The following is a 9,936-nucleotide window of genomic DNA, read 5'->3' as shown; positions in this document are numbered from 1 at the left end:
GTCAATATATGTGTCATCTGATACACCGCTTTCGCGAGCAAGCCCGCTCCCACATTTAGTCCGTGCACACCCACATATTTACTTCCACCAGTATTCGACTTGCACACCCACATTCGAGCCATGCCGCGCCGTGCCGTAGGCACCGGTGTCGGACAACGCCGAACCCGCCGCCAGCTCATTCGCCGCCCGCTTGGCCGCTTCGTTCCAACTGGCATAGGTGTAGTACAAACGCACCTCTGGCCGTGCCCAGAATTCCGGGCCTTTAGGTGACCAGGTTGGAGCAAAGGTGAATTTGCTCAGCTTGCGCGTCCCGCCCGTGGCCTCGACCTGATCATGTCCAAGTTCGGTGACCAGTTTGAATTGCTCGTTGATCGCATACGCCGGGCGCACGCCGATAGACATCCACGTCTGGTCCGTTGAGCCTGGACGAATATCTTTCTGGTACACCGCTTCGATCTGCCCGCCGAAACGCGGGGTCACCTGCCAGTCGAAAAACTCCACCGCACGGTAGCTTTTGCTGCTCTTGTCCAGCGTGGTATCGCCGGTATAACCGAGGCCAGTGCCCGGGCCTTCACCGTACTGCAAGGCGAATTTGTTCTTGCCACCGAGGAAAGGTTTTTGCACATGTTGCGCCGTGATCGCCCAGCCGCTGTTGGCATCACGCCCGCCAGCCTTGTCGATGTAGCTCAAGCCCAACTCCAACTCGCCGCCGGGGTTGGTCTTGAAGCCCGCCACGTTGAAGTCGTGACGGGTGGCGTATTCCTTCTGGTACAGGTTGTCCTTGCGCGAAATGGCGTAGCTGTATTTGAGGTCGCCGATCAACACGTCCTCGACACCACCGCCCGTGGCGCTCTGGTTCCAGTAGTAGAAGTCGGAAATATGGATGTCGTTACGCTTGTAGTAACGTCTCCCCGCCCACAGCGAGCCGCCATTGAGGCTGGGCAAGTTGGACCATTGCGCATACATCTGCGGCATCCGCGCCGAGCCGTTGTCTTCGCCCTGGAATTTCAGGGCACGGTCGTATTGGTTGTAGAGGGACGCCATGGCATCGACGCTAAGGACCGAACCGTCATCAAGGGTGAGCAAGTCCTGGCGTAACTCAAGCTCGGCGTACTGTTCACATTCGTTGCCCAATCGATACTTGGATTGAGCCCCCGGCAACTGAAAGCACTGCTGTTTGCCACTTCCCGTTGAAGTACCTGCGCCGCTGCGTAAGTAACCTGCGAACTCCAAGGCTTGCACAGCAAACGGAGCGGTGAGACACGACGCAATGAGGCCCAGCTTTATTGTTGTTTTCATGAAGCACTCCACTCTTTTTATTATGTTTTTCTGACGTGCCCCCGCGCTCCCACACAGGGGTTACAACGGGACTCAATCCTTGAGGTGCAGCACAAACGACTCATAAGGGCGCAGCACCACCGTGCTCGAACGCAACGGACAGTCGGGGTAGTTGCTGATCAGCAGGCGTTGCTCGTTCGCCGTGCCGAGAACGCTTGGCGGCAATTGGATTTCGCAGGGTTGGCCGTAGAAGTTATTGATCACCAACAAGCGCTCGCCATGGCCTTCACGCAGGTACGCCCAGACCTGACGATGGCCTTGCAGCAGTTCGCGGTAGACGCCCGCCTGGATCAACGGTTCGTGGCGACGCAAGGCAATCAATGCGCGGTAGTGATGCAGCACCGAATTCGGGTCATCCATCTGGCACTCGACGTTGATCTGCGCCGCGTTGGCCGGGATGCCGATCCACGGTTCGCCCGTGCTGAAACCCGCATTGGCTTGAGTGTTCCACTGCATCGGTGTGCGGCTGTTGTCGCGGGACTTCTGCATGATCGCCGCCATGCTCGACGCCTCGGACTCACCGGCATCACGCTTGAGACGGAAGATGTTCAGGGTCTCCACGTCGCGGTACTGCGAGATGCTGTCGAAACCCGGATTGGTCATGCCCAGCTCTTCGCCTTGGTACACGTAGGGTGTGCCCTGGAGGAAGTGCAACGCGGTGCCGAGCATCTTGGCCGACACCACACGGTGTTCGCCGTCATCACCAAAACGCGAGACCACCCGTGGCTGGTCGTGGTTACACCAGAACAACGCGTTCCAACCACCACCGGCCTGCATCCCCAGTTGCCAGTCGGAGAAGATCTGCTTGAGTTGCAGGAAATCGAAGTCCGCCTTCACCCACTTCTGCATATTCGGGTAGTCGACTTTCAGGTGGTGAAAGTTGAAGGTCATCGACAGCTCTTTCGACTCTGGCCGCGAGTAGCGGATGCAGTGTTCGAGGCTAGTGGACGACATCTCGCCGACGTTGATCAGGTCATGCCCCTCGAAGACTTCGCGGTGCATTTCCTGCAGGTATTCGTGCACGTTCGGGCCGTCGGTGTAGAAGCGCCGGCCGTCAGTGTTGTCTTCGGGGAAATCGGCGGGTTTGGAGATCAGGTTGATCACGTCCAGGCGGAAGCCGCCCACACCCTTGTCGCGCCAGAAGCGCATCAGTTTGAACACCTCGGCGCGTACCTTGGGGTTGTCCCAATTCAGGTCGGCCTGGGTGTGGTCGAACAGGTGCAGGAAGTACTGGCCGGTTTGCGCCTCGTATTCCCAGGCCGAACCGCCGAACTTGGACTCCCAGTTGTTCGGCTGGTCGCGCCAGATGTAGAAGTCGCGGTACGGGTTATCGAGGCTGCTGCGCGCCTGCTGGAACCACGCGTGCTCGATGGAGGTGTGGTTGACCACGATGTCGAGCATCAGCTTGATGCCGCGTTTGGCCGCTTCGCTGATCAGCAGGTCGCAGTCGGCCATGGTCCCGTAGCTGGGGTCGATGGCGTAGTAATCGCTGATGTCGTAGCCGTTGTCGCGCTGCGGTGAGCGCAGGAACGGTGTGATCCACAGGCAGTCCACCCCCAGCCATTTGAGGTAGTCGAGTTTGCCCACGATGCCCAGCAGGTCACCGGTGGCGTTACCCGCGTGGCTGTGGAAGCTTTTGGGGTAGATCTGGTAGATCACCGAGTGTTGCCAGTCTTGCATGGTGGACTCCTTCAGTAGAGATTGGTGCTGGCCTCTGGGGCCTCATCGGGGGCAAGCCCCTCCCACATGGGAATGCATTTCAAATGTGGGAGCTGGCTTGCCTGCGAAGGCGATGGCTCAGGCGACGCGATAACCCGGTCGAACAATCTTCATGCTCAACGCACAGGTCAAAACAAACGGGACCACCATCGCCACGATCATCCCGATCACAAAACTGGGGATGTACTGCGGAATGATCGAGATAAATCCCGGCAAGCCACCGACGCCGATGGCCGACGCCTGCACCTTGTTCAGCGACAGGAAAATGCCGCCCAACGCCGAGCCCAGCAGAGCGGCATAGAACGGGAACTTGAAGCGCAGGTTCACGCCGAACATCGCCGGTTCCGTGATGCCGAAGTACGCGGAAATCGCTGAGGTGGAAGCCATGCTTTTGTCCCGCGCATTGCGGGTCATGTAGAACACACCGAGCGCGGCGCTACCTTGGGCCAGGTTGGACATCACGATCATCGGCCAGATAAAGGTACCGCCCTGGGTGGCGATCAGTTGCAGGTCCACGGCGAGGAACATGTGGTGCATGCCGGTGATCACCAGCGGCGCATACAGCAGGCCGAAAATCGCTCCACCGACCATCGGCGCCAGGTCAAACAGGGTGACCACGCCTTCGGTGATCAGGATGCCGAGGTGGCGGGTCACCGGGCCGATGATGGCCAGGGCCAGCACGCCGGTGACGACGATGGTGGTGATCGGTACGACGAGCAGTTGAATCGCATTGGGTACTCGCGCCCGCAGCCACTTCTCGATCACGCTCATCACATAGGCAGCCATCAGGATCGGCAGGATCTGCCCCTGGTAGCCGACTTTTTCGATCTTGAACCAGCCAAAAATATCGAAGTACGGCAGGCTCTGGCCGTCCAGGCCGGCGACCGCCTTGCCGTAGTTCCAGGCGTTGAGCAGGTCCGGATGCACCAGCATCAGGCCGAGCACGATGCCGAGGATTTCACTGCCACCAAACCGCTTGGCCGCCGACCAGCCCACCAGCGCCGGCAGGAACACAAACGAGGTGTTGGCCATCAGGTTGATCAGGCTCCACAGGCCATCCAGGTTCGGATACGCCTCCAGCAGCGTCTTGCCCTCGATGAACATGCCCTTGGCGCCCATCAGGTTGTTCACGCCCATCAGCAGGCCGGCGATGATCAATGCCGGCAGGATAGGCATGAACACATCGGAAAATACCCGTACCAGGCGCTGCATGGGGTTGGTTTTGTCGGCGCCCTTCTGCTTCACGTCAGCGATGGTCGACACCGCAAGGCCAGTGGCTTCGCGCAAGGCCGCGTAGACCTTTTCCACTTCGCCGGGGCCGATGACGATCTGGAACAGGCCACCGGTAAAGAACGAGCCCTTGACCAGGTCGACCTGGTTCAACGCACGGCTGTTGACCCGGCTCGGGTCCTTGAGCGCCAGGCGCAGGCGGGTCACGCAGTGGGCAGCTTGTTCAAGGTTGTCGCTGCCCCCGAGGTTCTCGAGAATCTCGCGGGCAATCGTCGAATAGTCGTGGCTCATGCTTGGTTTCCACTTTGATTTTTTTATTTAGGGGCAGTCATTGGCAGCACGCCGAGGGCAAAACTACTCGTACAGACGAGTTAAAGCAACAACTCGTCTGTACGAGTTACAAATTGTTTATTTTTCTGAGTATTGAGTCAGACATTTCTGTTCTTACACCGGCATCCAATGGACAAACCCCATGGCTGCCACTAAGGTTCCTGCCTGAACAAGCCGGGCACAGAGCCATCCCCATGAGCAAATACAACCAGATCTATACGGATCTGCTTGCCAGCATCACCACTGAACGCCTGCAACGCGGCACGCGCCTCCCCTCCGAAACAGAACTGATGGACGCCTACCAAGCCAGCCGTGGCACCGTGCGCCGTGCGATCGAGCAGTTGCAGGAGCGTGGGTTCGCGCAAAAAATCCACGGCAAGGGGACCTTCGTGCTGTCACCCAACCCGATTGAATTCCAATTGGGAGGCATCGTCAGCTTCCACGAAACCCACGCCGACCTGGGCGATGACGTCCGCACCGAAGTGGTCGAGTTCACCCAATTCCCGCTGGAGGGTTCGCTGCTGCAACACATCGAAGCCGAACCCGGCACCCTGATCACCCGCATCAAACGGGTACGGCGCATCGGTGGCAAACGGGTGATCCTCGACATCAACCATTTCGTTGCCGAGGTGATTCCCGGTCTGGACCGCTCGATCGCCGAACAGTCGATCTACGCGTTCATTGAACAGACCTTGCAGCTGCAAATTGCCTACGCCCAACGCACCATCGAAGCCCTGCCACGCGGCAAGGACGACCAGGCACACCTGGACCTCGAAGGTCAGAGCCATGTGATCGTGGTGAGCAACCAGACGTTTTTGCAGGATGGACGGCAATTCGAGTACACCGAATCGCGGCATACGTTGGATAAGTTTTATTTTTCGGATATTGCGCGACGGTGAAGGCTACGCGCAGGATGGAGAGGCTAACAGCTTGAGATCCGCGCGCGCCCCCTTAATCGATGGTGTAACCCCGCCGCTGATCAAACTCTTGATATTTTCGGGAGATCGCAGGATCGTCTGAGCGCCCCTCGACAGTGTCCGTTGTCACTAAGCCATTCAGGCCCCGGACGGAATGAATAGCCACTTCCCATGCGCCTGGCTCAAGTGGCGGCTCGATAAAGTTTTTTAAGTACTCATCCAGAATACCCTTATCAGGTGTCTCGATCTCTTGACTCAAAGCAGATAGGTAGACCGTCTTATCCGTCTTGCCCCAATTGATTGAAAACCCTGCGCGATGACATAGGGCTGAATGAACCACCAGCATCGTTCTTCCATTACCATCAAGGAATGGATGCCCGTATGCGAAAAAACCCATCACCAAACCTGGTGATTTTTTGAAAAAAGCCTTGTCCTGACCCAAACGAAGCCCTTCTTCAACGGCTCTTTTGGCTTCGTGCGGGAGGCAAAAACAGGTGCCCGCTTTAGAGATCGCCAAATCAGGAGAAGTCGTCATCCTGTCACTGCCTGCCCACGGATAAAGATCGCCAAACAGAAGCGCGTGGACCTGTAGAAAATCGCGATACGTGATCGTGCGTTTCTTAGTCAGATAGGTCATCGCGTCAGCAAGGTTCGCCGTGAACAGATCATGTTCAAGCTGCTTGACGATGCCGAGGTCTTTTTCAGCCACAACGTTTCTGAGATAGCCCTTCGCGTCAAAGTCCTTGAATGGGTCAAACACGCTGCTTTTCCCTCAAGTAATTGGTGAGCAGGTGAACCGCTTCCAGACCTGTGACTTTTTTCTCTTTCTTCAATGCGATAACTAAATTCTCTATGACGTCAGTACGGACGTCGTCTCCTGCCAACCGAGAAACACTTTCTGCCCACTGATCTGCGTAAGTCCTGACATAAGCGACCTGGCATGAGTCCGCCAGATCCATCACGTAACGCCGTAGACCAGACGTAGGGATGATCAACGCACCCGTTTTCGGATGACGCCGTACCGAGCTTTTCGATTTTCGGGGAGAGGCGAGTTCATTGACATAAACCACCGACCGCCCACCGAGCGATAACTTGCGTCGAATTCGGCGGCTACCTTTTACGCAGATTTTTGCGTCTTTTGACACCACTGAACGTCCGGATCCGGATCTGGCAACGTGCACAGACGCACTAACGCCCAGCCGCTGAAACACCTCAACGGCGAGTGTTTCAAGATCAGCTACAGGAGTAACAACGCCTGTATCAGGGTGACGAGAAGCTTTCGCGTAAATGCCAATGCCCATGCGGACTATCACGCCTTTGCGCATTAACTCATCCAACGCGACAGAAACCTGTGAATGCCCTCCAAGCCCGGCAACATCCATGCGCAGAATCACGTTTCCCAGCATGCCATCAATAGCACTGTGCATACGCTCTTCCAGCTTCATGTACAGGCCTCCAGGATTGCGGCTGCTCACAGTGAGCAATGGCATCAGCTTGTTAATTCGATCAGGAACAGTAAGGTAGCTTTGCTGCCTTTCGATTATGGGCAAGCTCAGGACATTCTCCAACCCTTCCCGGCTCGAAGTAGAGTTTGTACGGGGCCCCGCTGGAAAGAAAGCATCGTGAACATTCCGAACAAATGGCGTGAACAGTACCCCCATGCACGCATTGAACAGCAGGCCATCGGCGAGTCACGCGCAGACGTCTTTCGTCTGCGCCAGCACGACGGTACGGATCTCTTCCTGAAATCCGAGCCTCTGGAAGAGCTCGGTGAATTGGCAGACGAAATCGAGCGGCTTTGGTGGCTGCGGCAAATGGATCTGCCTGCACCTGAGGTCCTGGATCAAGTGACAGAAGACCATCGCCATTGGCTGCTGATGACCCCCGTGGCGGGACAGGACCTGGCCAGCGCCAACGAGCTCTCTGCCGAGCAGATCATCAACATCCTGGCAACAGCGCTGCGGACTTTGCATCAGGTGCCCATCGATCTTTGCCCCTTCGATCACTCACTTGAGCAACGTATCGCACGCGCCCAAGCGCATGTCAGTGCAGGACTGGTGGACGAAACAGACTTCGACGATGAGCGACTGGGGCAAAGCGCTGAGGATGTGCTTGCAGAACTTTTGGCGACTCAGCCAAAGACTCATGATCTGGTAGTGACCCACGGAGATGCCTGCCTGCCGAACTTCATGGCGGTCGACGGTCGCTTCAGCGGCTTCATCGACTGTGGGCGCCTGGGAGTCAGCGACCGCTTTCAAGACCTCGCCCTGGCCGCGCGAAGTATTGAACGCAACTTGGGGCAGGTATGGGTTAAACCCTTTTTTGAGGTTTATGGTGTGGAGCCCGATGAGCAGCGGATGAAGTTCTATTGTTTGCTGGATGAGTTTTTCTGACGCAGAGTGCACCCTCGATACCCCCCCTAACAGGCAAGAGACAGGCAGGGCGTAAAGCAACCCTATGGTGAGCTTGCTCCTGCTGGGTCGCGAAGCGGCCCCCTTCTTCCGGCGAAGCAGCTTGTTACCGTTGAGAGACGCAGCGACCTGACAAACAGATTCAACCTTTCGTAGAATGCCCTCGTGGCTATGGAACACCTTCCTTCTAACCTCCGATGACCTAGGGGTTTCGCTCTCCACACTGCGCCTGCTGCTTGCAGGCGTTTTTACATCAGCTGTAGCAAGACTCTACAACTCGTCCACGACGGCGGCCAAGGGAGTAAATCAAGCATGAATCAGGGGTTGTTCCTGCGTCGCCGTTGCAAAGTTCACGTCCCGATGGGCACTGGCGGTGCCACGCGCGCTCAGGTCGCGTCGGCTGTCCGGGAAGTCGCGGCGTTCCGATGCGTATTGTCAGAGTCTCTGATTGAACAAATCGGCAAGTTATCAGCAACAGAACTCAAGTACTGGCTGCGGGAAATTGTTGGCGTCCTTCGGCGAGAAACTGGCGCTCATGTACACCACAGACCCTTTTACCCTGACTTTCCAGAGCAGGTCCTGACAGCCTCAGAGGCTGAGTTGTACCTTAACGCCGTCATTCACTACCTCACGCTTCTACGGTTACCACCGACCGAACACGCTCGACCTGCGATGCTTGAAGGCAACTTCATATCCCGCGTTATCGAACCGGGAAGTGTCTCTGAGTTCGAGTCACTCCTTGAACCGCTGATATCATCGCGCACCTCGCTCTCAGAAGAGGAAACTGCCGATGTCATCTGGTTTATCCGAGAGTACAAAAGCGATGTGTTCCGACTGCTGCCTGAGTCCGTGCCGTTTCGGGAGATCCGTGCACAGGTTGGCAGCGCACTTATCCTGCATGTAGCCAGTGATGCACGGGTTGAGGCATTTCTGGAGCGAAACGTCGACTCGGCGACTGACGTGCTACGACTCGCGGTCGCGCTGAATCGAGGAGACGTGTCACTGGCGACAGCGTCGACACGTTTCACTGCGATGAAACGCTCGATGCGCCGCCTGCTGTTGCGCCTGCTCGACCGCATACCCAATGCTGCAGAAGACGTGATGCGGCAGGCTGAGCGATGGAAACGACTGGCTGAAGTACTGCATCCAGGCGACTACGCCGACAAATACCCTCGAGCGCTCGCCGTAATCACGGCAGCACGTCGCAACGAAGCACCAGATTCATTTGCATCACGCGTCGAAACATTGCTTGCCCAGCGTCATATCGCCACGCTTATACCGATACTCCAAAGCCGTCCTGGCGAGTTCGCACGACGGCTGGACGTGACCCTGCGGCGCACGACTGAACCCGAATCGGTTCTCGATGCGTTCGAGGTGGTTGCACCACAAGTGTCCTCTCCTGTCTTGCTGCAACTACTGGCCCAGGTACGGGCACCACGCCCCCTCCCCCTGCGAACCTTCATACCGAAAGGTGCATTTGCCAAAGTCTATGGCATAAAGGACCGACGCGAACTTATCGCCTCCAACGTGTTGGCACGTACAGCCAGAATCTGCGAGGACGCTCTCGTATCGCGTTTCGCGTCGCTACCACCACTGGGCCGTTGTTTCATCGATCCAGCATTACGCGAATACAAGGTGCCGCTGGCGCAGCGAGCCTCATCGAAGTCGTTGAGAACGCTGGTGCGGGGTAGTCGCTTGCCTATGCCTGACACGCGCTTCATTCGCCTGTTCCTATGGTGGAAGAACGGCCGTGGACGCACGGACATCGACTTGTCCGCAGCATTTTTCGACCCCAATTTCGTGTTCATAGAATCGGTCGCGTACTACAACCTGAAGGCTTTCGGCGGCTACCACAGCGGTGACATCGTCGACGCGCCCGACGGGGCTTCAGAGTTCATCGACCTCGACCTCGATATCCTCGTCAAAAAAGGTATCCGCTACGTCGTCACGTCTATCAACTCATTCACTGTGCAGCCGTACTGCGATCTTCC

8 protein-coding genes are annotated in these 9,936 nt (G+C 57.1%); 3 read left to right on the top strand and 5 right to left on the bottom strand.

Going from position 1 to position 9,936, the window contains the following annotated elements:
* Positions 1-78: 78 nt before the first annotated feature.
* The 3 genes from ACRESD_RS23060 to treP all read right to left on the bottom strand — a co-directional run bounded on the left by ACRESD_RS23060 (position 79) and on the right by treP (position 4,578).
* Positions 79-1,299 (bottom strand): maltoporin, encoded by a 1,221-nt coding sequence (locus ACRESD_RS23060; protein ID WP_431753017.1) that lies wholly within the window; start codon positions 1,297-1,299, stop codon positions 79-81.
* Positions 1,300-1,371: 72 nt separating this feature from the next.
* Complete coding sequence (treC, locus tag ACRESD_RS23055) at positions 1,372-3,018, bottom strand: alpha,alpha-phosphotrehalase (RefSeq protein ID WP_431753016.1); 1,647 nt, start codon at positions 3,016-3,018, stop codon at positions 1,372-1,374.
* Positions 3,019-3,135: 117 nt separating this feature from the next.
* Positions 3,136-4,578, bottom strand: coding sequence for a PTS system trehalose-specific EIIBC component (gene treP, locus ACRESD_RS23050; protein WP_431753015.1), 1,443 nt, complete (start codon positions 4,576-4,578; stop codon positions 3,136-3,138).
* 233 nt (positions 4,579-4,811) lie between these two features.
* Here treP and treR point away from each other — a divergent pair, with 233 nt between their 5' ends.
* A complete protein-coding gene (gene treR, locus ACRESD_RS23045) occupies positions 4,812-5,516 on the top strand; it encodes a trehalose operon repressor (protein ID WP_431753014.1) in 705 nt (234 codons plus the stop codon).
* Between the two features lie 52 nt (positions 5,517-5,568).
* Here the strand turns inward: treR and ACRESD_RS23040 are convergent, their stop codons facing one another.
* A complete protein-coding gene (locus ACRESD_RS23040) occupies positions 5,569-6,294 on the bottom strand; it encodes a Fic/DOC family protein (protein ID WP_431753013.1) in 726 nt (241 codons plus the stop codon).
* Positions 6,287-6,979 carry a hypothetical protein gene (locus ACRESD_RS23035; protein WP_431753012.1) on the bottom strand — a complete coding sequence of 231 codons (693 nt, stop codon included), beginning with the start codon at positions 6,977-6,979 and terminating at the stop codon, positions 6,287-6,289. The genes ACRESD_RS23040 and ACRESD_RS23035 overlap by 8 nt, the downstream gene beginning before the upstream one ends.
* A gap of 177 nt (positions 6,980-7,156) precedes the next feature.
* On the opposite strand from ACRESD_RS23035, the gene ACRESD_RS23030 reads away from it, so the two are divergent.
* The gene (locus ACRESD_RS23030) at positions 7,157-7,927 is read left to right on the top strand and encodes an APH(3')-II family aminoglycoside O-phosphotransferase (RefSeq protein ID WP_431753011.1); all 771 of its coding nucleotides are present in this window, start codon (positions 7,157-7,159) and stop codon (positions 7,925-7,927) included.
* A gap of 330 nt (positions 7,928-8,257) precedes the next feature.
* A partial coding sequence (locus ACRESD_RS23025) for a TerD family protein (protein WP_431753010.1) occupies positions 8,258-9,936 on the top strand: 1,679 nt, incomplete at its 3' end.

It is taken from the genome of Pseudomonas sp., assembly GCF_050739995.1.
GTDB lineage: Bacteria > Pseudomonadota > Gammaproteobacteria > Pseudomonadales > Pseudomonadaceae > Aquipseudomonas.
The sequence above is the reverse complement of the archived record's forward strand: the minus strand, read 5'-3'. Positions and strand labels throughout refer to the sequence as shown.

Coding starts and splice junctions, on each gene's coding strand:
- ACRESD_RS23060 (WP_431753017.1), bottom strand. CDS start 1,299: ATGAAAACAACAATAAAGCTGGGCCTCATTGCGTCGTGTCTCACCGCT.
- treC (WP_431753016.1), bottom strand. CDS start 3,018: ATGCAAGACTGGCAACACTCGGTGATCTACCAGATCTACCCCAAAAGC.
- treP (WP_431753015.1), bottom strand. CDS start 4,578: ATGAGCCACGACTATTCGACGATTGCCCGCGAGATTCTCGAGAACCTC.
- treR (WP_431753014.1), top strand. CDS start 4,812: ATGAGCAAATACAACCAGATCTATACGGATCTGCTTGCCAGCATCACC.
- ACRESD_RS23035 (WP_431753012.1), bottom strand. CDS start 6,979: ATGAAGCTGGAAGAGCGTATGCACAGTGCTATTGATGGCATGCTGGGA.